This window comes from Mesorhizobium sp. WSM4310 (assembly GCF_007003935.1).
In the GTDB taxonomy this organism is placed as follows: domain Bacteria; phylum Pseudomonadota; class Alphaproteobacteria; order Rhizobiales; family Rhizobiaceae; genus Mesorhizobium.
Genome location: NZ_VFTA01000001.1, coordinates 362380 through 384093 on the forward strand (window position 1 = coordinate 362380; position 21714 = coordinate 384093).

At 63.0% G+C, this 21714-nt stretch carries 24 protein-coding genes and 1 pseudogene; 14 read left to right on the plus strand and 11 right to left on the minus strand.

The features are described 5' to 3' along the window. Positions 1 to 112: 112 nt before the first annotated feature. The 5 genes from FJV80_RS01725 to FJV80_RS01745 form a co-directional block, all read right to left on the minus strand. Positions 113 to 874 carry a transglutaminase-like cysteine peptidase gene (locus tag FJV80_RS01725; RefSeq protein ID WP_246688887.1) on the minus strand — a complete coding sequence of 254 codons (762 nt, stop codon included), beginning with the start codon at positions 872 to 874 and terminating at the stop codon, positions 113 to 115. An 82-nt stretch (positions 875 to 956) separates the two neighbouring features. After that, entirely contained in the window at positions 957 to 1346 is a 390-nt protein-coding gene (locus FJV80_RS01730; protein ID WP_142875397.1) for a type II toxin-antitoxin system VapC family toxin, read from the minus strand. Beyond that, the gene (locus FJV80_RS01735; protein ID WP_142875398.1) at positions 1333 to 1608 is read right to left on the minus strand and encodes an AbrB/MazE/SpoVT family DNA-binding domain-containing protein; all 276 of its coding nucleotides are present in this window, start codon (positions 1606 to 1608) and stop codon (positions 1333 to 1335) included. Before FJV80_RS01735 ends, FJV80_RS01730 begins: the two co-directional genes overlap by 14 nt. Positions 1609 to 1682: 74 nt before the next feature. Then, on the minus strand, positions 1683 to 3095 hold the full coding sequence (gene tldD, locus FJV80_RS01740; protein ID WP_142875399.1) for a metalloprotease TldD: 1413 nt from the start codon (positions 3093 to 3095) through the stop codon (positions 1683 to 1685). A 159-nt stretch (positions 3096 to 3254) separates the two neighbouring features. Continuing rightward, entirely contained in the window at positions 3255 to 3815 is a 561-nt protein-coding gene (locus tag FJV80_RS01745) for an invasion associated locus B family protein (protein ID WP_095786609.1), read from the minus strand. Positions 3816 to 4191: 376 nt separating this feature from the next. Here FJV80_RS01745 and coxB point away from each other — a divergent pair, with 376 nt between their 5' ends. From coxB to FJV80_RS01810, 13 genes and pseudogenes are all read left to right on the plus strand, one after another. Beyond that, positions 4192 to 5076 carry a cytochrome c oxidase subunit II gene (gene coxB, locus FJV80_RS01750; RefSeq protein WP_095786887.1) on the plus strand — a complete coding sequence of 295 codons (885 nt, stop codon included), beginning with the start codon at positions 4192 to 4194 and terminating at the stop codon, positions 5074 to 5076. Positions 5077 to 5114: 38 nt separating this feature from the next. Further along, the gene (ctaD, locus tag FJV80_RS01755; RefSeq protein WP_142875400.1) at positions 5115 to 6767 is read left to right on the plus strand and encodes a cytochrome c oxidase subunit I; all 1653 of its coding nucleotides are present in this window, start codon (positions 5115 to 5117) and stop codon (positions 6765 to 6767) included. Positions 6768 to 6842: 75 nt separating this feature from the next. Further along, the gene (locus tag FJV80_RS01760; RefSeq protein WP_142875401.1) at positions 6843 to 7787 is read left to right on the plus strand and encodes a heme o synthase; all 945 of its coding nucleotides are present in this window, start codon (positions 6843 to 6845) and stop codon (positions 7785 to 7787) included. Beyond that, positions 7784 to 7948, plus strand: a complete 165-nt coding sequence (locus tag FJV80_RS01765) for a hypothetical protein (RefSeq protein WP_179296350.1) — start codon at positions 7784 to 7786, stop codon at positions 7946 to 7948. Before FJV80_RS01760 ends, FJV80_RS01765 begins: the two co-directional genes overlap by 4 nt. Then, a complete protein-coding gene (locus FJV80_RS01770) occupies positions 7948 to 8580 on the plus strand; it encodes a cytochrome c oxidase assembly protein (RefSeq protein ID WP_095771028.1) in 633 nt (210 codons plus the stop codon). The genes FJV80_RS01765 and FJV80_RS01770 overlap by 1 nt, the downstream gene beginning before the upstream one ends. 1 nt (position 8581) lies before the next feature. Further along, on the plus strand, positions 8582 to 9463 hold the full coding sequence (locus FJV80_RS01775; protein ID WP_095771027.1) for a cytochrome c oxidase subunit 3: 882 nt from the start codon (positions 8582 to 8584) through the stop codon (positions 9461 to 9463). Positions 9464 to 9540: 77 nt separating this feature from the next. Further along, positions 9541 to 9678 (plus strand): annotated as a pseudogene (locus FJV80_RS01780) (L,D-transpeptidase family protein); the annotation flags it as partial. Positions 9679 to 9680: 2 nt separating this feature from the next. Beyond that, positions 9681 to 10067, plus strand: coding sequence for a DUF983 domain-containing protein (locus FJV80_RS01785; RefSeq protein ID WP_095771026.1), 387 nt, complete (start codon positions 9681 to 9683; stop codon positions 10065 to 10067). Further along, positions 10064 to 10819, plus strand: coding sequence for an SURF1 family protein (locus tag FJV80_RS01790; protein WP_185975112.1), 756 nt, complete (start codon positions 10064 to 10066; stop codon positions 10817 to 10819). Before FJV80_RS01785 ends, FJV80_RS01790 begins: the two co-directional genes overlap by 4 nt. Positions 10820 to 10924: 105 nt before the next feature. Continuing rightward, positions 10925 to 11935 carry a 4-hydroxy-3-methylbut-2-enyl diphosphate reductase gene (ispH, locus tag FJV80_RS01795; RefSeq protein WP_095786605.1) on the plus strand — a complete coding sequence of 337 codons (1011 nt, stop codon included), beginning with the start codon at positions 10925 to 10927 and terminating at the stop codon, positions 11933 to 11935. Positions 11936 to 11940: 5 nt separating this feature from the next. Further along, positions 11941 to 12903 (plus strand): homoserine kinase, encoded by a 963-nt coding sequence (locus FJV80_RS01800; RefSeq protein WP_142875402.1) that lies wholly within the window; start codon positions 11941 to 11943, stop codon positions 12901 to 12903. Positions 12904 to 12913: 10 nt separating this feature from the next. Beyond that, entirely contained in the window at positions 12914 to 13447 is a 534-nt protein-coding gene (rnhA, locus tag FJV80_RS01805; RefSeq protein ID WP_095786884.1) for a ribonuclease HI, read from the plus strand. Positions 13448 to 13487: 40 nt separating this feature from the next. Beyond that, positions 13488 to 14072, plus strand: a complete 585-nt coding sequence (locus FJV80_RS01810; RefSeq protein ID WP_095771023.1) for a histidine phosphatase family protein — start codon at positions 13488 to 13490, stop codon at positions 14070 to 14072. A 4-nt stretch (positions 14073 to 14076) separates the two neighbouring features. Here the strand turns inward: FJV80_RS01810 and FJV80_RS01815 are convergent, their stop codons facing one another. From FJV80_RS01815 to FJV80_RS01825, 3 genes are all read right to left on the minus strand, one after another. After that, on the minus strand, positions 14077 to 14553 hold the full coding sequence (locus FJV80_RS01815) for a DUF2938 domain-containing protein (RefSeq protein ID WP_142875403.1): 477 nt from the start codon (positions 14551 to 14553) through the stop codon (positions 14077 to 14079). A gap of 93 nt (positions 14554 to 14646) precedes the next feature. Next, on the minus strand, positions 14647 to 15129 hold the full coding sequence (locus FJV80_RS01820) for a peroxiredoxin (RefSeq protein WP_142875404.1): 483 nt from the start codon (positions 15127 to 15129) through the stop codon (positions 14647 to 14649). Between the two features lie 83 nt (positions 15130 to 15212). Beyond that, positions 15213 to 16019: a protein-disulfide reductase DsbD domain-containing protein gene (locus FJV80_RS01825; RefSeq protein ID WP_095771021.1), complete on the minus strand. Its 807-nt coding sequence runs from the start codon at positions 16017 to 16019 to the stop codon at positions 15213 to 15215. A gap of 169 nt (positions 16020 to 16188) precedes the next feature. Here FJV80_RS01825 and FJV80_RS01830 point away from each other — a divergent pair, with 169 nt between their 5' ends. Beyond that, complete coding sequence (locus tag FJV80_RS01830; protein WP_027046619.1) at positions 16189 to 16797, plus strand: YqgE/AlgH family protein; 609 nt, start codon at positions 16189 to 16191, stop codon at positions 16795 to 16797. 113 nt (positions 16798 to 16910) lie between these two features. Here the strand turns inward: FJV80_RS01830 and FJV80_RS01835 are convergent, their stop codons facing one another. The 3 genes from FJV80_RS01835 to FJV80_RS01845 are packed head-to-tail and all read right to left on the minus strand — an operon-like array spanning position 16911 to position 21706. Next, positions 16911 to 19799 carry an EAL domain-containing protein gene (locus FJV80_RS01835; RefSeq protein ID WP_095771018.1) on the minus strand — a complete coding sequence of 963 codons (2889 nt, stop codon included), beginning with the start codon at positions 19797 to 19799 and terminating at the stop codon, positions 16911 to 16913. Positions 19800 to 19802: 3 nt separating this feature from the next. Further along, positions 19803 to 20399 (minus strand): GNAT family protein, encoded by a 597-nt coding sequence (locus FJV80_RS01840; RefSeq protein WP_095771017.1) that lies wholly within the window; start codon positions 20397 to 20399, stop codon positions 19803 to 19805. A gap of 14 nt (positions 20400 to 20413) precedes the next feature. Beyond that, positions 20414 to 21706 (minus strand): pitrilysin family protein, encoded by a 1293-nt coding sequence (locus tag FJV80_RS01845; protein ID WP_095771016.1) that lies wholly within the window; start codon positions 21704 to 21706, stop codon positions 20414 to 20416. Positions 21707 to 21714 lie beyond the last annotated feature (8 nt).

Below are 21714 nucleotides of genomic sequence, written 5' to 3' on the forward strand. Positions count from 1 at the left end.
AGAAGCTGCACGGCAAGACGCGCGAGCCCGGACGGTCGCGGAATCCACCATCCCGAGCGCTGAAAACGCGTCGACAGTCCGTGGCGCTTGGACCGCTGCGGTGAAAGGTTGCTCAGTCTACGAGCTTGGCAACGTTCGTGAGGATCTGCGGCGTGCCGCCTCGCCGGTTGATCGACACCCAGATATTCGGGTTCTGCTGCGACTGGCGTTTCACGAAGTAGTAGCCGGTCACGTTCCAGGGCCTGATTTCGTCGATCAGATTGTCGAGGACCAGATCGCCCTTGTCGGTTTTCACCGTCAGGATGGTGTGGCCTTCATTGTCGAGGTCGTGCACCACGGTCATCAGCAGCGCCTGCCGGGGAAATCCCGCCTCCATGAGAAGCTTGCGCTTGTAGAGCGCGTAGATCTTGCAGTCGCCCTTGCCGTCCACCGGATAGTCCCAGTGGTCCATCATCGTGCCCCAGTGATCGAAATTGCTGACCGGTTTGATGGAACTGTTCGCCTTCTGATTTATCCGCTTGAGGATGCGCAGGGTCTGCGCGGTCAGCTTGACGTTCGTGGCCGGCAGTGCGGGCACCTTGCACTCTTTTGGTCGGCGATGGCAGAAATCGACCCACCCGTAGGGGACGCTGGTGGGGCCGCCAACCGCGGCGGAGAGTGAGGCGCCCGAGGATGATTGCGTCTTCCCGAACAATGTCGACTGCTTGGGCACGGTGGATTGCGCTGACGCCGAACCGACATTCAGCGACGTTGCGCCAAACAGCGAAACACAGCCAAGAAGGAAGGAGGAAGTCAGGACGCCGAGGGAACGCAGCACTGGCAACACCACCGCACGAGAGCACCGATCAAAAGTAGTGTGGCGATCGTGCGCGATCAATTAAACATTTAAGAAGGTGTTAACATGTTCGTGTTCGCGGCCCGCAACGCAGCGCGGCGCCACTCCGCCATGCATCGCGCTATGCTTCTTGCACGTCCCCGAGCCCCGCTGCCTGCGCGGCCCTGATCAATTTGCGGTCGAAGGTCGCAATTTCCGTGCAATGCGCGGACTTGCGGAGGTGCAGCGCATCTGCGAAATCCACTCCGGTCTCGACCAGATCGAGCGCGGAAGAGACAATTGCCGCGTCTTCGATTTCAACCGTGGGAAGACCGCCGAACGCCCGCAAAGCTCTGACGATAGCGGCCTGATCATAGCCGTAAGCGCTTCGCAGCACCCATTCGGCTTCCAGCATGACCGTCACGGCGACAAATACGGGTCGGTCATCGATCACGCGGCGGGCGCGCGGGGATTGCTCGGGATGGTCGTTCGTCAGGTACCGAACGACGACATTGGTATCAATCGCGAGCATGCCACCGCCGTGCTTCGGCGAGAACGCCCGCATCCATGTCTTCAAGCGTCCTCGGCCTGCCGTTATGAGGCAGCAAACCAAAGACGTCTTGAGGCCGGGTAGCGGCGAAGGCAGGTACCGACTTCAAGAGAACGCCTTCAGGCGTGTCTTCGACCGCCAGCCGAGTGCCGGCGCCCCACTCCTTGCGTTTGCGGATGGCGCTCGGCAGGATCACTTGCCCCTTGGTTGAGACGGTGGTGGTGAGCTTTCCGGAGCCGGCCATTGTCGCTTGCCTCAATGTAAGACAAACGTAAGATAGTCGGAAGTGACGCTGATTTCACGGCTATAAGGTCCCCATCAAACCCTGGTGCCGCCCACCGTCATCTGGTTCATCCTCAGATGCGGCTGGCCGACGCCAACCGGCACGCCCTGTCCGGCCTTGCCGCACATGCCGATGCCATTGTCGAGCTTCATGTCGTTGCCGACCATCGAGACGCGGTGCATGGCGTCAGGCCCATTGCCGATCAGCATCGCGCCCTTGATCGGCTGCGTCACCTTGCCGTTCTCGATCATGTAGGCCTCGGTGCAGCCGAACACGAATTTGCCCGACGTGATGTCGACCTGGCCGCCGCCGAAGGAGACGGCGTAGATGCCGTTCTTGACCGAGGCGATGATCTCGTCCGGTTCCATGTCGCCCGACGTCATGTAGGTGTTGGTCATGCGCGGCATCGGCTGGTGCGCATAACCTTCGCGCCGGCCGTTGCCGGTGGCCTTCATGCCCATCAGCCGGGCGTTCTGCCGGTCCTGCATGTAGCCGACCAGTTTGCCGTCCTCGATCAGCACATTGCGGGCCGAAGGCGTGCCCTCATCGTCGACGGTGAGCGAGCCGCGCCGCTCCGGGATGGTGCCGTCGTCGACGACGGTAACGCCCTTGGCGGCGACCTGCTGGCCCAGCAGCCCGGCGAAGGCCGACGTCTTCTTGCGGTTGAAATCGCCTTCCAGCCCGTGCCCGACAGCCTCGTGCAGCATGACGCCCGGCCAGCCGCTGGACAGCACGATGTCGAAGGTGCCGGCCGGGGCGGGGATGGCCTCGAGATTGACCAGCGCCTGCCTCAGCGCCTCCTTGGCGGCATGCTTCCAGCTGTCCTCGATCAGGAAGTCGCCGAATGCCTTGCGTCCGCCCATGCCGTAGGAGCCGCTTTCCTGGCGGTCGCCGTCGCCGACCACGACCGAGACGTTGATACGGACCAGCGGCCTGATATCGCGCACCACCTGGCCGTCGGCGCGCACGATCTCGACATGCTGCCAGGATGCGGCGAGCGAGGCCGTCACCTGGCGCACGCGTGGGTCCTCGGCGCGCAGCCAGGCGTCGATTTCCTGCAGCAGCTTTGCCTTGGCCTCGAAGGAGGGCGAGGGGATCGGGTTCTCGTCGCCGTAGAGATGGCGGTTGGTGCGGGCGGGCGCGGCGGCAAGCGTACCGGAGTAACCACCCTTGACCGTCGAGACGGCAGCGGCCGCGCGCAGCAGCGAGGCTTCGGAGAGGTCGCTCGAATGTGCGTAGCCGCTGGCTTCACCCGCGACCGCACGCAGGCCAAAACCCTGGTCGGTGTTGAAATTGGCGGTCTTCAGCCGGCCATTGTCGAACATCAGCGCCTCGCTCTCGCTGTATTCAAGAAACAGTTCGCCGTCATCGGCGCCCTTGATGGTGTCGGCGACGATCTGCTTGATGCGATCGTCGGAAATATCGAATTGGCCGATCAGGCTGTTCATGGCGCGTCCGTCCGTGGGAAGATTGCTTTCCCCCGATGTAGGCGCGAAGCCGCGCCCGCACAATCGGCAATGAGGATCAGCGTCGACGAATGGCAACGGCCGGCCCATGCGGCATTCACGAAAGCTGAGTCAGAACCCGGTTCCGCGCAAAGCAAGGGATCAGGGGAGGGCGGCGAAGCCGTCGGCAAAACCCTTGAGGTCGACAGGGATGCCGATGCCTTCTTCAGGCGTCTGGAAGACGATGAACGTCGCCGACGTACCGGTCTTCAACGTGTCGAGCAGCGGCTTTTCGAGGATGACCTCGGCATAGCAGCCGTCCTGGAAGCAGCGCACGAAATAGGCGCGGCCGATGTCCTTGCCGTCGACATTGAGGCCGAGCCCGTTCGGCAAAAGCACGCCGAGCGGCGCCAGCACGCGCAGGATCTCGGCCTTGTTGTCGGCGGTGCGCAGCACGACCACCGACAGCCCCATCTCCGGACGGTCCTCGGCGACGACATTCTGCATCATCACGCATTGTTCGGAGGTGGCGCCGGCAGGCGTGTCGCAGATGATCGACCATGCGCCATGCGTCGAGCGCACCGTGCCGCTCGGCTGGGCGGCATTGGCCTGACCGGCGACGAACAGGCTGGCCGCGGACAGGGCGGCAAGAAACATGGCCTTGACCAAGATGCTCGAAAGCCCCGGTCTCGTATGCCCCAGTCTCGAAAGCCAAGAGTTCATGACGGCTCCATTGCGAATCACGGCACTTTAAGCCGCGCCAATGCCAAGTAAAGGACGAGACCGCTGCCGAACTGTCCCGAAACAGGCACTCCAGCGCTTTTCCCTGCCAAATTCGCCTGAATTACGACGCATCGCGCACCTTGCCAACATGAGCCGGGCAACCGGCCGAACATACGCGATTCGCCGCCTTCGCCGCTGCCCCGGAAGAGCCGTCTCGGCTTGCGCGCAAAAATGCCGCACAGTTTCCTCCGCTCCTTTCTTGCAGAGGGAAAAAGAGTATGGTTTGAACCAGCTTGAGACTGTCGGGATTCCCGTCCCGGCATTGTTCGTTATTCTCGTTGGCGCCGCCGCGAGGGACTGGGAGACGAAGAGGGCGATGAGAAATTTCCTAGCAGACGCCAAGTTTCTAGCCAGTGCTGGGGCTGCCACCGCGCTTTTCGCCGGTACGTCCGCCCATGCCGATCAGCCCGTGGCGTGGGAGACGACCTTCCAGGCGCCGGCGACCGACATGATGCGGCAGATCGAATGGTTCGGAAATTATACGATGTGGTTCATCGTCCCGATCACCATTCTGGTGCTGCTTCTCCTCGCCTACTGCATCGTCAGGTTCCGCGCGAGCGCAAACCCGGTTCCCTCCAAGACCAGCCACAACACGCTGATCGAGGTGATCTGGACCGTCGGCCCGGTCGTGGTCTTGCTCTGCCTCGCCATTCCCTCGTTCCAGCTCCTGACCGCGCAGTACACTCCGCCGGAAGAAGCCAAGCTCACCGTCAAGGCGACCGGCAACCAGTGGAACTGGGATTACGAATACCAGACCGACAACACGCTCTCCTTCAATTCGGCCATCCTCCAGGATGGCGATCGCGCCAAGGCCGGCAAGGAGGATCGCAAGGTTTATCCGCGCCTGCTCGCCGTCGACAATGAGCTGGTGGTGCCGGTCAACACGATGACGCGCGTTCTCGTCACCGCGACTGACGTGATCCACTCCTTCGCCATGCCGTCCTTCGGCATCAAGATCGACGCCATTCCGGGGCGCACCAACGAGACCTGGTTCAAGGCGGAGAAGGAAGGTCTTTATTACGGCCAGTGCTCGCAGCTTTGCGGCAAGGACCACGCCTTCATGCCGATCGCCATCCGCGTCGTCTCCGACGCGCAGTTCAAGACCTGGCTGGCTGCGGCCAAGACCGATCTGCCCGGCGCCAACAAGACGCTGATGGCCGAGGTCGATGGCCAGAACAAGGTAGCGGCCGCCGGCAATTGATGCCGCGGGTTAGCAAGATTTAGGGAACGGAGCGGAACATGGCAGACGCTGCAGCTCACGACAGCCACGACCACAAGCCTTATCATGGCTGGGTGGGCTGGGTCTATTCGACCAACCACAAGGACATCGGCACGCTCTACCTGATCTTCGCGATCATGGCCGGCATCATCGGCGGCGCGCTATCGGTCGCCATCCGCATGGAGCTGCAGGAGCCTGGCATCCAGATCTTCAGCGGTCTGGCGCAGATGGTCTACGGCATGAATGGCGACGCCGCGGTCGACGGCGGCAAGAGCATGTACAATGCCTTTGCCACCGCGCATGCGCTGATCATGATCTTCTTCATGGTTATGCCGGCGCTGATCGGCGGCTTCGCCAACTGGATGGTGCCGATCATGATCGGCGCGCCCGACATGGCGTTCCCGCGCATGAACAACATCTCCTTCTGGCTGCTGCCGCCGGCCTTCATCCTGCTGCTCACCTCGATGTTCGTGCCGAGCGCGCCGGGCGCCTTCGGCGTCGGCGGCGGCTGGACGCTCTATCCGCCGTTGTCGACCTCGGGTCAGCCCGGACCGGCCATGGATCTGGCGATCCTGTCGATCCACATCGCCGGTGCCTCGTCGATCCTCGGCGCCATCAACTTCATCACAACCATCTTCAACATGCGCGCTCCGGGCATGACGCTGCACAAGATGCCGCTGTTCGCCTGGTCGGTACTGGTCACCGCCTTCCTGCTGCTGTTGTCCCTGCCGGTCCTGGCCGGCGGCATCACCATGCTGCTCACCGACCGCAATTTCGGCACCACCTTCTTTGCGCCCGATGGCGGCGGCGATCCGCTGCTGTTCCAGCACCTGTTCTGGTTCTTCGGTCACCCGGAAGTGTACATCCTGATCCTGCCGGGCTTCGGCATCATCAGCCACATCGTCTCGACTTTCTCGAAGAAGCCGGTGTTCGGTTATCTCGGCATGGCCTACGCCATGGTCGCGATCGGCGCCGTCGGCTTCATCGTCTGGGCGCACCACATGTATACGACCGGCCTGTCGCTGGACACGCAGCGCTATTTCGTCTTCGCCACCATGGTCATCGCGGTGCCGACGGGCGTTAAGATCTTCTCCTGGATCGCCACGATGTGGGGCGGGTCGATCTCGTTCAAGACGCCGATGCTGTGGGCGCTGGGCTTCATCTTCCTGTTCACCATCGGTGGCGTCACCGGCGTTCAGCTGGCCAATGCCGGCCTCGACCGCTCGCTGCACGACACCTATTTCGTCATCGCCCACTTCCACTACGTGCTGTCGCTGGGCGCGGTGTTCGCCATCTTCGCCGGCTGGTACTACTGGTTCCCCAAGATGACCGGCTACATGTATTCGCCCGTCATCGCCAACACCCACTTCTGGGTCACCTTCGTCGGCGTCAACCTGATCTTTTTCCCGCAGCATTTCCTTGGCCTGGCCGGCATGCCGCGCCGCACCATCGACTATCCGGACGCGTTTGCCGGCTGGAACTATGTCTCGTCGATCGGCTCCTACATCTCGGCCGTCGGTGTGGTGATCTTCCTCTACTGCGTGTTCGAAGCCTTCCAGAAGAAGCGGATCGCCGGTGCCAACCCATGGGGCGAGGGCGCCACCACGCTGGAATGGCAGCTGCCTTCGCCGCCGCCGTTCCACCAGTGGGAGCAGTTGCCGAAGATCAAGTAAGGCGGCTCCCGCCCCGAATACGAAACCGCCGGCACGCCGGCGGTTTCGGCCAACGGAATGATGGACTGAGTACGCATGGCCCTAGTCGACGAAACCAGCATTGACGAAGCGGGCTTCCGCATGTCGGAAGCGACGGCGGGCGATTTCTTCGCCCTGCTGAAGCCGCGCGTCATGTCGCTGGTGGTGTTCACCGCCTTTGTCGGGCTGGTCGCCGCCCCGGTGACCATCAACCCGCTGCTGGCGGTGATCGCCATCCTGTCCATCGCCATTGGGGCCGGCGCCTCGGGCGCGCTCAACATGTGGTACGACGCCGACATCGACGCGATGATGACCAGGACCGCAAGCCGTCCAGTGCCGTCCGGCCGCATCCAGCCGCACGAGGCGCTCAGCTTCGGCCTGGTGCTGTCGGTGCTGTCGGTGATGACGCTCGGCGTGCTGGTCAACTGGCTGTCAGCGACGCTGCTGGCCTTCACCATCTTCTTCTATGCCGTCGTCTACACGATGTGGCTGAAGCGCTGGACCCCGCAGAACATCGTCATCGGCGGCGCGGCCGGCGCCATTCCGCCGGTCATCGGCTGGGCGGCGGTGACCGGATCGGTCAGCCTGGAGAGCATCGTCCTGTTCCTGATCATCTTCCTTTGGACGCCGCCGCATTTCTGGGCGCTCGCGCTGTTCAAGTCCGGGGATTATGAGCGTGCCGGCGTCCCGATGATGCCCAATGTCGCTGGCCACGCTTCGACCCGCCGTCAGATCTTCGCCTATGCGCTGGTGCTGGCCCCGGTCGGCGTGGCGCCGTGGCTGCTCGGCTATACGACGCCTTTCTATGGCATAGCCGCCATCCTGCTTGGTATTGGCTTCGTCTGGTACGCCTGGAAAGTGCTCGGCATGACCGATGACGACCGCATCATGAAGCCGGCCAAGGCGCTGTTTGCCTATTCGCTCCTTTATCTCTTCGCCATCTTCGCTGCCTATCTGGCCGACTGCGTTGTCGAACGCGCGCTTGCCATGGGTGGGGCATGATCATGGTCGAGGAAAAGCTCGAGACGGTCACCTTGACCGAGCGTCAGAGGAAGGCCCAGCGCAGCCGGTCCATCGCCATAGGCGTGGCGCTGGCGGTGCTGGTCGTCATTTTCTACATCGCCACGATCGTCAAGTTCGGCCACAATCTGGGCACGATGTGATGAGCGTCGAGACGTCCAAAAAGCCGGCCGGCAAGAACAGCAACCGCATCGTCGCGGCTGTCTGCCTTGCCTTCTTCACCGGCATGATCGGCATGGCCTATGCCGCCGTACCGCTCTACAAGATGTTCTGCCAGGCGACCGGCTATGGCGGCACGACGCAACGTGTCGAGAAGCAATATGCCGGCCGTGTGCTCGATCGTGAGATCACCGTGCGCTTCGATGCCAACATTGCCGGCGTGCCGTGGGAATTCCAGCCGGTCCAGCGCTCGATGACGATGAAGATCGGCGAGACCGTGCAGGCGCATTATCAGGCGACCAACAAGTTCGATCGCGCGGTAACCGGCCGCGCCACCTTCAACGTGCAGCCGGAACTGGCGGGCCCGTATTTCAACAAGGTCGAGTGTTTCTGCTTCACCGATACGTCGCTGAAGCCGGGCGAGACGCTGGACATGCCGGTCCTGTTCTACGTGGACCCCGATATCGTGAATGTGCCGGAACTGAAGGACGTGAAGACGATCACGCTGTCCTATACGATGTTCCCGGTCGAGAAGAACAAGCCGGTTGCCTCTTCGGAGCCGGTCCAAGGCACCAGCAAGACAATTTCAGATACCGAAGCAAATCTCGGGGGTTGATATGGCAGACGCGCACGCAAAACCACAGCATGACTATCATCTCGTCAACCCGAGCCCATGGCCTTTCCTGGGCTCGATCGGGGCGCTCGTCATGGCCTTCGGCGGTGTCTGCCTCATGGAGTATTTGAAGGGCGGCTCCTTCCCGATCTTCGGCCACAACATCGCCAATCCGTGGCTGTTCTTCATCGGCCTGGTGATCGTGCTCTACACCATGTTCGCCTGGTGGTCGGACACGATCAAGGAAGCGCATGAGGGTCATCACACGCGCGTCGTGTCGCTGCATCTGCGCTACGGCATGATCATGTTCATCGCCTCGGAGGTGATGTTCTTCGTTGCCTGGTTCTGGGCCTATTTCGATGCCAGCCTTTTTGCAGGCGAGGTGCAGAACTATGCGCGCCACACATTTACCGGTGGTGTCTGGCCGCCGAAGGGCATGGAGGTTCTCGATCCCTTCCACCTGCCGCTCTACAACACCATCATCCTGCTCCTGTCGGGCACCACGGTCACCTGGGCGCACCATTCGCTGATCCATGGCGATCGCAAGGGCCTTGTCAACGGCCTGGTGCTGACCGTCGGCCTCGGCATGCTGTTCACGATGGTGCAGGCCTATGAGTACATACACGCTCCGTTCGGCTTCAAGGATTCCATCTACGGCGCTACCTTCTTCATGGCGACCGGCTTCCACGGCTTCCATGTCATCATCGGCACCATCTTCCTGCTGGTTTGCCTGATCCGCGCGATGAAGGGCGATTTCACCCCCAAGCAGCATTTCGGCTTCGAGGCGGCAGCCTGGTACTGGCACTTCGTCGACGTGGTCTGGCTGTTCCTGTTCTCGGCGATCTATGTCTGGGGATCGGCTGGTGCGGTGATCGAAGGCCACTAATCCGGCCTTTGCGATTGGATTTCAGGGAGGGCGGCCGCGGCGACGTGGCCGCCTTCTTCTTTTCGGCGCAATGATTGCCGAATGGTTTAGGCTGGTGGGGCTGGCTGCTTCAATTGGTCGACTGGACTGATGGCTGCATTGCCGTTACGGACTCCGACATGGACGAAATCTGGGCATTGGTGGCCGATGGGACACCGATAGAGATCGAGCGGTAGCGATGAGTGAAGACAAGGCGATCTGGCCTCCGATCGAACCGATTTCGGCCGGCTTGCACGGTCGCTGCCCGCGCTGCGGCGAAGGGCGCCTGTTTTCCGGCTTCCTCACCGTCGGCAAACGCTGCGTCAATTGCGGCCTCGATTATTCCTTCGCCGATGCGGGCGATGGACCGGCGGTCTTCGTCATCCTGATCATCGGGTTCATCATCGTCGGCCTTGCGCTCTGGGTCGAGGTGACGCTGAGCCCGCCGCTGTGGCTGCATCTGCTGGTCTGGATCCCGCTGGCCCTGGTGCTGTGCCTGACGGCGCTGCGGCTGATCAAGGGCGTGCTGCTCACTCTCCAATATGCCAACAAGGCGGCCGAAGGCAGGCTGGACCGCGGGGAATGAGCGAAGCAACCATCAAAGGTGCCGGCCGTTCGCGGCCACGATCGGCATTGCTGCTCGGCCTTGGTCTGGTGCTGCTTTTGATCTTGCTGGCGCTCGGCACATGGCAAGTCAAGCGCCTGCACTGGAAGGAAGGTCTCCTGCAGACCATCGACCAGCGCACGCATTCGGCGCCGCTGCCGCTGGCCGAAGTCGAGAAGGAATTCGCCTCGACCGGCGACGTCGACTACACGCCGGTCACGGTCTCCGGCACGTTCCTGCATTCGGGCGAACGGCATTTCTACGCGACCTGGGAAGGTGACGCCGGCTTCAACGTCTACACGCCGCTTGCCCTCGACGATGGCCGCTTCGTGCTGATCAATCGTGGTTTCATACCCTATGATCTGAAAGACCCGGCCAAGCGTGCCGAGGGGCAGATCCCAGGCAAGGTGACCATCACCGGGCTTGCCCGCAATCCGCTGCCGGCAAAGCCGTCGATGATGCTTCCCGACAATGACGTGGCGAAGAACATCTTCTATTGGAAGGACCGCGATGCCATGGCGGCGAGCGCCGGCCTGCCGGCCGGGTTCACGCTGGTGCCGATCTTCATCGATGCCGACAAGACGCCGAATCCCGGCGGTCTGCCGATCGGCGGCGTCACCATCATCGACCTGCCGAACAGCCATCTGCAATATGCCGTCACCTGGTATGGGCTTGCCGCGGCACTTGCCGCAGTGCTCATCCTGCGGCTTCGCCTTCCCGCGAAAGAAGAATGACCACGCGCGATGCCCCCCTTTCTACCGACGCCCCCTTCTACCGACGCCCTTGACAGGGCAGGGCTAGGCACCTCATTTCGGCGATGACGAACCGGCCAGGATTTAATGCATAAGACAACCAACAAGCCTCCGCTGACGATCCGGCTCTGCCAGCCGCGCGGTTTCTGTGCCGGCGTTGACCGTGCCATCCAGATCGTTGTGCTGGCGCTGAAGAAATACGGCGCACCGGTCTATGTCCGCCACGAGATCGTGCACAACCGTTACGTTGTCGAAGGGCTGCAGAGCCTTGGCGCCGTCTTCATCGAAGAACTCTCCGAGATCCCGGCCGAACACCGGCAGTCGCCGGTCGTCTTCTCGGCGCATGGCGTGCCGAAATCGGTGCCGGCGGACGCGCAGGCGCGCAATCTGTTCTATCTCGACGCTACCTGCCCGCTGGTCTCCAAGGTCCACAAACAGGCGATGCGCCATCAGCGGCTTGGCCGCCATGTGCTGTTGATCGGTCACGCCGGGCACCCCGAGGTGATCGGCACGATGGGGCAATTGCCGGACGGCGCTGTCACGCTGGTCGAGACCGAGGCCGATGCCGCCAGGCTCGTGCCCGCCGATCCGAAGGCGCTTGGCTTCGTCACCCAGACCACGCTGTCGGTCGAGGACACCGCCGGCATCATCCGTGCGTTGCGGGAGCGCTTTCCCGATCTGCAGGCGCCGGCGGCGGAATCGATCTGCTACGCCACCACCAACCGCCAGGAGGCGGTCAAGGACACCGCCCCGGGCGCTGATCTCTATCTGATCGTCGGCGCTCCCAATTCCTCCAATTCGCGGCGCCTTGTCGAAGTGGCCGAGCGTGCCGGCGCCACAATGTCGCTTCTCGTGCAGCGCGCCGCCGAAATTCCGTGGAATGACATCGGCACCATTTCAACGCTTGGCCTGTCGGCCGGGGCATCGGCGCCGGAGATCATCGTCGACGAGATCGTCGACGCGTTCCGCCAGCGTTTCGATGTCACCATCGACCTGGCCATCACGGCCACCGAAACAGAGGATTTTCCGGTCATGCGGGTATTGCGCGATGTCGAACTGACGCCGGCCGACATGGCCTTCGTCAATGGGGCCGCGTAAGGCAGATGGCGGTCTATACCGACGTTGCGGAGGGCGAACTCGGCGCTTTCCTGAAGCACTATCCGGTCGGCGATCTGCTGTCCTACAAGGGCATCGCCGAAGGCACTGAAAACTCCAACTTCCTGCTGCACACCTCCAGCGGCTCCTACATACTGACGCTCTATGAGAAGCGGGTCGACAAGGCGGATCTGCCGTTTTTCCTCGGGCTTATGGGCCATCTCGCCCACAAGGGCGTGTCCTGCCCGCTGCCGGTGACCGCGCATGACGGCAGCGTCATCGGCACGCTGGCTGGCCGGCCGGCGGTCATCATCACCTTTCTCGAAGGCCTCTCACTGCGGCGGCCGACGGCGACGCACTGCGCCGAGGTCGGCAAGGCGCTGGCCGCCTTGCACCTGGCCGGTGCCGATTTTCCGATGACCCGCCCGAATGCGCTCGCCATCGACGGTTGGCGCAAGCTGTGGAACGCGGCCCGCGACCGGGCCGACGAGGTCGAGCCAGGCCTGGCGGCCGAGGTCGACGCCGACTTCGCCGACTTCGCGCGCAACTGGCCCAAAGGCCTTCCGGCAGGTATCATCCATGCCGATCTTTTTCCGGACAACGTCTTCTTCCTGGGCGAAAAACTGTCCGGCCTGATCGACTTCTATTTCGCCTGTGACGACCTCTACGCCTACGACGTCGCCACCTGCCTCAACGCCTGGTGTTTCGAGAAGGATTTCTCCTTCAATCTCACCAAGGGCAAGGCACTGCTCGCCGGCTATCAGAGCGTGCGCCCGCTGAGCGAAGAGGAGAAGGCGGCACTGCCCATGCTGGCTCGCGGTTCGGCGCTGCGTTTCATGCTGACCCGGCTCTACGACTGGCTGACCGTTCCCGATGGCGGCCTGGTCATGAAACGCGACCCGACCGAATATATCAGGCGGATGCGGTTCCATCGGGCGATCAAATCTGCTTCGGAATATGGATTGGCCTGATATGGGTGTCATGAGCAAACAGGTTGAAATCTTCACCGACGGCGCCTGTTCGGGCAATCCCGGCCCTGGTGGCTGGGGTGCCATCCTGCGCTTCAACGGCACCACCAAGGAGCTTTCCGGTGGCGAGGCCGAAACGACTAACAACCGCATGGAGTTGTTGGCGGCCATATCGGCGCTGAATGCGCTGAAGGAACCCTGCACGGTCGAGCTTCACACCGACAGCAAATATGTCATGGACGGCATTTCCAAATGGATCCATGGCTGGAAGAAGAACGGCTGGAAGACCGCCGACAAGAAGCCGGTCAAGAACGGTGAGCTGTGGCAGGCGCTGGATGAAGCGAACCGACGCCACAAGGTCACCTGGAACTGGGTGAAGGGCCATGCCGGCCACACCGAGAACGAGCGCGCCGACGAGCTCGCGCGGGAAGGCATGGCGCCGTTCAAGAAGGGCTCCTTCAAGCCGGCGGTATCAGCGCCGAAGCCGGATGCCCAGCCGAAGCAGCCGATGGCCGCGAGGGCGCGTCGGTCGACCCAGAGCTATTGAGTTCCGGCAGCCGGTCCACTTTCAGGCAGGAACCTCGATCGTGCCGATCCTCTACTATGTCACGCATCCCCAGGTTCAGATTGATGCCGCCATTCCCGTGCCGGAATGGGGGCTGTCCGACGTCGGGCGGGCGAGAGCCGTTGCCATGCTCGATCAGCCATGGGTCGGTGCAGTCCGGCGCATCGTGTCGTCGGGCGAACGCAAGGCAATAGAAACGGCCGAAATCCTGGCAAGCCATCGCCGCCTTGCGGTCGAGGTCAGGGAGCGGACGCATGAGAATGACCGGTCCGCGACCGGCTTCCTGCCGCCGCCGGAGTTCGAAGCGGTCGCCGACCAGTTCTTCGCCCACCCGCGCGAAAGCATTCGCGGGTGGGAGCGGGCCATCGATGCTCAGAACCGTATCGTGAGCGAGGTCGCGGTCGTGCTCGACGGCAATGACGCCGATGACATTGCGTTTGTGGGCCATGGAGGCGTTGGAACGCTCCTGCTGCTGTCTCTTAGCGGGCGGGAGATCAGCCGCGAGGCGGACCAACCGGCCGGCGGCGGCAACTATTTTGCCTACGATATCGGCGCCCGCCGCGTCATCCATGGATGGCGGCCGATCGACAGACTGGAACAGCCCTAGACTCTCAGCGTATCAGCAGCGCCGTTCCCCAAAGTCCGAGCGCGAAGACCGTGTGCGCCACCAGGTTCAGCGCCCGGATCCGCATCGGATTGGGCCGCCTCGAGGCTGCCCATCCGGCACCCATGCCAGGCGCCAGCAGGAACCAGCCGGCGCCGACGGTGACGATCCCAAGGATAAAGGCCGGCAGGAAGGTCGGCGCGGTAAGCCAGTCCGTTCCAGCCAGCACTACCAGGATGATGGCGTAGACGATGCCGACGAAATAGTGAAACGCCCAGCCCAGCGCCACTTCGTGCGCGTAGGCTGCCGCGTCGCCGATATCATCGTGAAAGACCTTGTCGGTGAGATGCCAGACCCAGCGACCGACCGGTCCCCAGTTCGGCCGTGGCTGGCCAAACGCCTTGTGGAGCAGGATGGCCCAGAGATCCATCAGCACCGTGGCGCCGATGCCGATCACGACGGCGCGCCAGAAGACGTCAAACATCCTTGGGATCCCCCCGAAAGCCGGCAGTTCTGGGGTGCAAGCGGTCCTCGGGCCAGGTCAGCCTTGCGGCCCGCCCGACGCGACCGTTGAAGCCTAGAGCTGTCCGAGAATATGAGCCGCGCCCGACTCGTCGACGCCGGGCTTGGTCTCGACATTGATCGCGGTGACCTTGCCGTCGTCGACGATCATCGAAAACCGCTTCGAGCGCAGGCCCATGCCGGCGGCGGAAAGGTCGTTGTCGAGGCCGACCGCCTTGGCGAAATCGCCGCTGCCGTCGGCGAGGAACAGGATCTTGCCCTCACCGCCGGTGAAGCGCGCCCAGGCGCCCATGACATGGGCGTCGTTGACTGACACGACGGCGATGGTGTCGACGCCGCGGGCCAGGATGGCGTCATGGTTTTCGAGATAGCCGGGCAGATGGTTGTTGCTGCAGGTCGGCGTGAAGGCGCCGGGAACACCGAACAGGACCACTTTCTTGCCCGGAAAAATCTCGGCTGAGGTGATCGTCTTGGCGCCGTCGTCGGTCATCGTCTTGAACGTTACCTCGGGCAGCTTGTCGCCGACGGAAATGGTCATGAGTTCCTCGCTTGGGGAATGGGAAGGATGCATGCTTGCGTAGCGAACTCGGCGGCGTCCTGCAACCGTTCGGGCAAGCTGGATCAAGGGAAAGGCAGCAGCCCTTCGACGGCACCGGCCGAGCTCGTCAGCGTGTAGTGAAGTCCGCCATCCGTTGGCGTTGCCGAGGGGCGGTCGAGGATCGGCACGGTGAAGATCAGCTTGCCGTCCTTTTCGCTGCGGGAAGGAGCGCCGAACATGTAATCCTGCTCGCCGGCGACGAAGAAATCCGCCGCGTCGGGGTCACCGGGAAAACTCGCCTCGACAACCAGCGTCTCATGATCGCCCGGCAGGACATTGATGCCGAAATCCGATCTCGCGGGCGCCGGCAACGCCGCGAAACTGGCCTTCACCAGCGCTGCATCGTCCGCATTGTCGGGGTCGGAACCAGGGTCGACCGTCAGCCGCGTCTGCACCGGTATGCAGATCGTTTCGCAAATGCCGAGGAAGACGTCGGCGTCGATGACGGCCGAATCCTTCGCTGCCGACAATTTGAACACCACCGGCAGCGAAACCGGATAGTTGTAGCCTGCCCATTTGCCATAACCATCGTCGTGGCGTTGCGGTGCCGGAAACGAGAGTGTGGCATCGGCAATATTGGTGCTGGCCGAAACATTGAGCTGCGGCGGCACGCCGGCGTCGCCCGGATCACGCCAATAGGTCTTCCAGCCCGGCTTGAGCGCAATGTCGAGAACGCCCTGGATGCGGCCGGCCTCGTCGGGTTTGCCTGATGTCACCAGCCGCACCTTGCCGCCTTCGCTGTTGTACCAGGCGGACGAGGAGGCGGTGGCGGGGAGAACGCTCGCCGACCCGATGGCGGTGCCGAGCAGCAGGATTTTCAAGCTTTGCATGGCGGTGATTTGATCGTCCGTTCGTGGCGGTGCAATGATTTCGTGGCCCTGCCGCCATCATATTTGCGTGACTCGTGGTGGCAAGCCATGGCGGCCTGGCACCATGGGCTTGGTCGAATCCGGCGCTGCGCATCTTTTCGGCGCCCGGGAAACACGGTACCCTCCTGCCATGGATTTGTTGCGCCACAAAAAGACGGCTGCTGGACGCGGCTTTCTCGACGATCAGTTCCTGATTGCCATGCCTGGCATGAAGGACGACCGTTTCACGCGCTCGGTCATCTACATCTGCGCGCACAGCGACGAAGGCGCGATGGGCCTGATCATCAACCAGACACAGCAGATGCTGTTTCCGGATCTGTTGGTGCAGCTCGGCATCATGAACGAGCAGGAGGCGATCCGCCTGCCGGCGCAGGCGCGCGATTTCGTCGTGCGCAATGGCGGGCCTGTCGATCGCAGCCGGGGGTTCGTCCTGCATTCTGGCGACTACCGCGTGGAATCGTCGCTGACCGTTTCCGACGACATCTGCCTGACCGCGACGGTCGATATATTGCGCGCCATATCCTCGGGCCGCGGCCCGCGTCACGCGCTGATGGCGCTCGGCTATTCCGGATGGGGCGCCGGCCAACTGGAAACCGAGATCGCCGAGAATGGCTGGCTGACCTGTCCGGCCAGTCCCGAACTTCTCTTCGACGCCGACATCGAGCGCAAATACGATCGCATCCTCGCCTCGATCGGCATCGACCTCGCCCATCTCAGCCTAGCCGCCGGACACGCCTAGCCTATCACGCGGACCCCAGAGGCCGTTTCGAAACTCGCTCATGTGAGTCATTTGACGGTGATTTCGAGAACCGGAGCGGAGCGTACTTAACGTATGTGAGCATCGGAGGCGCTCTAAGCTTGAGTCAGCGGATACTGTTCCTTCAACGTCTTCAGCACCTGGTCGCCCGGCATCGGCGCGCCGAACATGAAGCTCTGCACATATTCGCAGCCCATCTGGCGCAGTTCCAGCGCATCGCGTTCGTCCGAGATGCCCTCCGCGACCACCGACAGGCCGAGCTCATGCGCCATGTTGACCATGGATTTGAGCAGCACGGCGCGCTTCGGCGTGCTGTCGTCGACAAAGCTCTTGTCGATCTTGATCGTGTCGAACGGGAACCGTGTCAGATAGGCGAGCGATGAATAGCCCGTGCCGAAATCGTCCAGCGACAGGCCGATGCCGAGCTGTTTCAGCTTGGTCAGCACATGGGCGGTCTGCTCGGGATTGTCCATCACCAGCGACTCGGTGAGCTCGAGCCGGAAGCAACGCGGCTTCAGATTGGCCCGTGCGATGACCGAGCGGACATCGCTGACAAGGTCGCGGCGGATCAGCTGGCGGCTGGACAAATTGACCGAGACCGACAGTGGTGCGTCGCCGATCTGCTTCTGCCATCCGGCGAGGTCTTCCGCCGCCTGCTGCATGGCGAACAGGCCGAGCTGCACGATCAGCCCGCAGCTTTCGGCGACCGGAATGAAATCCGCCGGCGGGATCATGCCGCGGCGCGGATGGTCCCAGCGCAGCAAGGCCTCGAAGCCGGCGACGCTGCCGTCCTCCAGCCGCACGATCGGCTGGTAAGCCAGCGTGAATTCGCGCCGCTCGATGGCGCGCCGCAGGTCGGATTCGAACTGCAGCCGGTCGGTGCCGACGGTACGGAAGGCCGGGCGGAACGGCTCGATCCTGTCGCCACCAAAACGCTTGGCCTGGTGCATGGCAAGCTCGGCGTCCTTGACCATGTCCTCGGCCGAAGTCTGCGCCGAGGTCCATGTGATCAGGCCGATCGAGGCGGTCAGCACGATCTCGCGCTTGGCGAAGGTGATCGGGTTGTTGATCGCATGCTTGATGGCGTCCGCCACGCCGGCAATGCGGGCAGGGTCCTGTTCGGACAAAAGCATCAGCGCGAACTGGTCGCCGGCAAAGCGCGACAGCGAATCCTTCGGCTTCAACAGCCGGTGCAGGCGGCGCGCTATGGTGAGCAGGATGGTGTCGCCCGCCGAGATGCCGAGCCCGTCATTAACCTGCTTGAAGCGGTCGATGTCGATCACGAAGACGGTCGGACGCACCTTCTCTTCGGTGCGGGCGATCGAGATGATCGCTTCCAGCCGGTTCATGAACAATTCGCGGTTCGGCAGGCCGGTCAGATTGTCGTGCACGGCGTCGTGCAGCAGCCGCTCCTCTGACTTCTTCTGCTCGGTGACGTCGACCATGGTGCCGACGCAGCGGATGACCTCGCCGTCCGATCCGATGACCGGCCGTGCCCGCAAGGCGAACCAGTGATAATGCCCGTCGGCGCCGCGCAGGCGGAAATTCTGCGCCACCCGGCCGCGGCGGTGCTCCAGCACCACGTCGAGCGTCGTGCGGAACGTGTCGCGGTCGTCGGCATGCAGCACCGGCAGCCAGTTGCGCGCCGCACCACCAAGGCTGTTGGGCGCCAGGCCGAGCTGGATGCTCACGTCGGGTTTGGTGACGACGCGGTCGCGCAGCACGTCCCAGTCCCACACCGTGTCGCCCGACCCGGCAACGGCCAGCGCCTGGCGTTCGAGGTCGGAGAACAGCCCCTGATGCAGTGCACCGCCGGCAAAGGCGTGCTGCATGACGGTGAAGCCGATCAGCAGGATGATCAGGATCAGCCCGCCGCCGAGCGCCGGCTGGGCGATGTCGTTGTCGAGCATGCCGGTGATCGCCATCCACGACCCGCATAGCCACAACAGCACCATGACCCAACTGGGCACCAGCATGATGGCGCGGTCATAACCACGAATGCCGAGGAAGATGATCAGGCCGAGCCCGGTCAACGCGGTGGCGGCAAAGGAGATGCGGGCGATGCCGGCGGCGACCGCCGGATCGACGATGGCCACGCCTGCAATCAGCACCAGCCCGAGTATCCAGACCAGCGCGCCATAGCTGAAATGGCCGTGCCAGCGGTTGAGGTTGAGATAGGCGAACAGGAAGACCACGAAGGTCGCAGCAAGCGCCACCTCCGTTCCCGCCCGCCACATCTGCTCGTTGCCGGGCGAGATCTCGATGACCTTGTTGAGGAAGCCGAAATCGACGCAGATATAGGCAAGCACCGCCCAGGCGAGGGCCGCGGTCGCCGGGAACATCGAGGTTCCCTTGACCACGAACAGGATGGTCAGGAACAGTGCCAGAAGGCCTGCAATGCCGATGACGATGCCGCGAAACAGCGTGTAGGAGTTGACCGAGTCCTTGTAGGCCTCGGGCTCCCACAGATAGACCTGCGGCAGCTTGGGCGAGGCGAGTTCGGCGATGAAGGTGATCACCGTTCCCGGGTTCAGCGTCACCCGGAACACATCGGCGTCGGGGCTGGTCTGGCGGTCGAGCGCGAAGCCCTCGCTGGGCGTGATCGCCGCAATGCGGGTGGCGCCGAGATCGGGCCAGAAGATGCCGGAATTGACCAGCCGGAAATGCGGCGCCACGATCAGCCTGTCGAGCTGCTGGTCCGTGGTGTTGGCCAGCGCGAACACCGCCCAGTCGCCGGTCGAGCGCGCGTCATTGGCCTCGACCTCGATGCGCCGCACGATGCCGTCAGGCCCGGGCGCGGTCGATACCTGGAAGTTCTCACCCTGGTTGCGGTAGATCTCGAAGGCGCGCGACAGGTCGAGCGCGACGTCGTCGCGGGCAATCTTGATCGGTTCGACGGCAAGGGCCGACGAAGCCGCGCACAGCGTCAGGATTGCCGCGAGGACAAAGGCGAACAGCGGCCCGTTTCGCAGGAAATTCGTCAAAAATCAGTCCTTCGTTCCTGCGTCCAGCGGATCGTCCGCGATCCGGGCGTAGAGGTAATGGTCCTGCCAGATGCCGTTGATCCTGAGATAGGATCTTAACAATCCTTCGCGCCGGAATCCGGCTTTTTCAAGCACGCGGATCGACCGGATGTTGTCGGGAATACAGGCCGCCTCGATCCGGTGCAACCTCAGCGTATCGAAGGCGAAGCGGGCCACGACCTTGACCGCGTCGGTCATCAGGCCACGCCCGCCGAAGCGCTCGCCGATCCAGTAGCCGACATGGCCGCTTTGCGAGACACCGTGGCGTATGTTGCCGAGCGTGATGCCGCCGGCCAGCTTGCCGCTCGACTTCTCGAAGATGAAGAAGGCGATCGCGGTTCCCTGCGCATAGTCTTCGCGATAGCGGCTGATGCGCAGCCGCCATGCCGTGCGGTCGAGCTCGTCGGGGGTCCAGCGCGGCTCCCACGGCTCCAGGAAGGCCCGGCTTTCGCCGCGCAATGTCGACCATTCCCGATAGTCGTTGGTGTATGGCACGCGCAGCGTGACGAGATTGCCCTTCAGCGCCGGCAGATCACGGCGAAAGAAAGCGAGCGCGAACACGGCGCTTTGGGGACTTAGACGGCGAGTCTGCGGGCCGTGGTCTGCGTGCCCGGAAGCGAATCGAGGATCGCCTCATATGGTGCCAGCGTACCCACGGGCCCGACAGCGGTAAGCGTCGGCTTGGTCGAGAACATCCGCGACGACAGGTCGGTCAGCCGCTCCACCGTCAGCGCCGACAGGCGCTCCATCAATTCCTCCTTGGCGATCGGCCTGCCGAACAAAAGCAGTTGCCTTGCGATCTGCGAGGCGCGGCTGGCCGGGCTTTCGGCGGACATGATCAGCCCGGCGCGATACTGGGCGCGGGCGCGGTCGAGTTCTTCCTGCAGGATGTTCTCGCCCGCCTTCTGCAACTCGTCGATGATGACAGGCACGAGTTCGGCGATGTCGCTCTGGCCGGTCGCGGCATGGACGCCGAAGACGCCGGTGTCGGAAAAGCCCCAGTGGAAGGCATAGACCGAATAACACAGGCCGCGTTTCTCGCGGACTTCCTGGAACAGGCGCGACGACATGCCGCCGCCGAGGATCATCGACAGCACCTGCGAAGCGTAGAAGTCGCGCACATGGTAGGCGCGGCCTTCGAAGCCCAGCACGATCTGTGCATCCATCAGGTCGCGGTCCTCGCGAAAATCGCCGCCGACATATTGTGCATATTGCGGGATGGTGCTGTCGGCCTTGCTGCGGAAGCCGCCAAGCTGCTTCTCCACCTCGCGCACGAAATTGTCGTGCTTGATGTCGCCGGCGGCCACGATCACCATCCGCTCGGCGCCATATTGGCGTTCGATGAAATCGTGCAACTGCTTGGAAGTAAAGGATTTGACGGTTTCCGGCGTGCCCAGGATCGAGCGGCCGATGGTCTGGTGGCGAAAGGCCGTCTCGGTGAAACGGTCGAAGACGATATCGTCTGGCGTATCGTGCGCGGCGCCGATCTCCTGCAGGATGACGTGCTGCTCGCGCTCGAGCTCCTGCGGGTCGAATTCGGACTCCTGCAGGATGTCGGCGAGGATGTCGACGGCCAGCGGCACGTCGTCGGACAGCACCCTGGCGTAGTAGGAGGTGGTCTCGACACTGGTGGCGGCGTTGATCTCACCGCCGACATCCTCGATTTCCGAGGCGATTTCGAAGGCCGTCCGCCGCTTCGTGCCCTTGAACGCCATGTGCTCGAGCAGATGGGCCATGCCATGCTCTTCATCACGCTCATTGCGGGCACCGGACTTGACCCAGGCACCCAAGGCAACCGATTCGATACTTGGAAGGGTTTCGGTGGCGACTGTCAGGCCGTTCGACAGACGGCTTACCTCAACACCCATATGGCTCG

Bases quoted from the DNA above. Each gene is read 5' to 3' on its own strand.
- FJV80_RS01770 (WP_095771028.1), top strand. From the start codon at position 7,948: ATGAGCGTCGAGACGTCCAAAAAGCCGGCCGGCAAGAACAGCAACCGC.
- rnhA (WP_095786884.1), top strand. From the start codon at position 12,914: ATGAGCAAACAGGTTGAAATCTTCACCGACGGCGCCTGTTCGGGCAAT.
- FJV80_RS01820 (WP_142875404.1), bottom strand. From the start codon at position 15,129: ATGACCATTTCCGTCGGCGACAAGCTGCCCGAGGTAACGTTCAAGACG.
- FJV80_RS01745 (WP_095786609.1), bottom strand. From the start codon at position 3,815: ATGAACTCTTGGCTTTCGAGACTGGGGCATACGAGACCGGGGCTTTCG.
- FJV80_RS01800 (WP_142875402.1), top strand. From the start codon at position 11,941: ATGGCGGTCTATACCGACGTTGCGGAGGGCGAACTCGGCGCTTTCCTG.
- FJV80_RS01825 (WP_095771021.1), bottom strand. From the start codon at position 16,019: ATGCAAAGCTTGAAAATCCTGCTGCTCGGCACCGCCATCGGGTCGGCG.
- ctaD (WP_142875400.1), top strand. From the start codon at position 5,115: ATGGCAGACGCTGCAGCTCACGACAGCCACGACCACAAGCCTTATCAT.
- FJV80_RS01815 (WP_142875403.1), bottom strand. From the start codon at position 14,553: ATGTTTGACGTCTTCTGGCGCGCCGTCGTGATCGGCATCGGCGCCACG.
- FJV80_RS01830 (WP_027046619.1), top strand. From the start codon at position 16,189: ATGGATTTGTTGCGCCACAAAAAGACGGCTGCTGGACGCGGCTTTCTC.
- FJV80_RS01760 (WP_142875401.1), top strand. From the start codon at position 6,843: ATGGCCCTAGTCGACGAAACCAGCATTGACGAAGCGGGCTTCCGCATG.
- FJV80_RS01775 (WP_095771027.1), top strand. From the start codon at position 8,582: ATGGCAGACGCGCACGCAAAACCACAGCATGACTATCATCTCGTCAAC.
- FJV80_RS01845 (WP_095771016.1), bottom strand. From the start codon at position 21,706: ATGGGTGTTGAGGTAAGCCGTCTGTCGAACGGCCTGACAGTCGCCACC.
- FJV80_RS01785 (WP_095771026.1), top strand. From the start codon at position 9,681: ATGAGTGAAGACAAGGCGATCTGGCCTCCGATCGAACCGATTTCGGCC.
- FJV80_RS01730 (WP_142875397.1), bottom strand. From the start codon at position 1,346: ATGCTCGCGATTGATACCAATGTCGTCGTTCGGTACCTGACGAACGAC.
- FJV80_RS01790 (WP_185975112.1), top strand. From the start codon at position 10,064: ATGAGCGAAGCAACCATCAAAGGTGCCGGCCGTTCGCGGCCACGATCG.
- FJV80_RS01765 (WP_179296350.1), top strand. From the start codon at position 7,784: ATGATCATGGTCGAGGAAAAGCTCGAGACGGTCACCTTGACCGAGCGT.
- coxB (WP_095786887.1), top strand. From the start codon at position 4,192: ATGAGAAATTTCCTAGCAGACGCCAAGTTTCTAGCCAGTGCTGGGGCT.
- ispH (WP_095786605.1), top strand. From the start codon at position 10,925: ATGCATAAGACAACCAACAAGCCTCCGCTGACGATCCGGCTCTGCCAG.
- tldD (WP_142875399.1), bottom strand. From the start codon at position 3,095: ATGAACAGCCTGATCGGCCAATTCGATATTTCCGACGATCGCATCAAG.
- FJV80_RS01735 (WP_142875398.1), bottom strand. From the start codon at position 1,608: ATGGCCGGCTCCGGAAAGCTCACCACCACCGTCTCAACCAAGGGGCAA.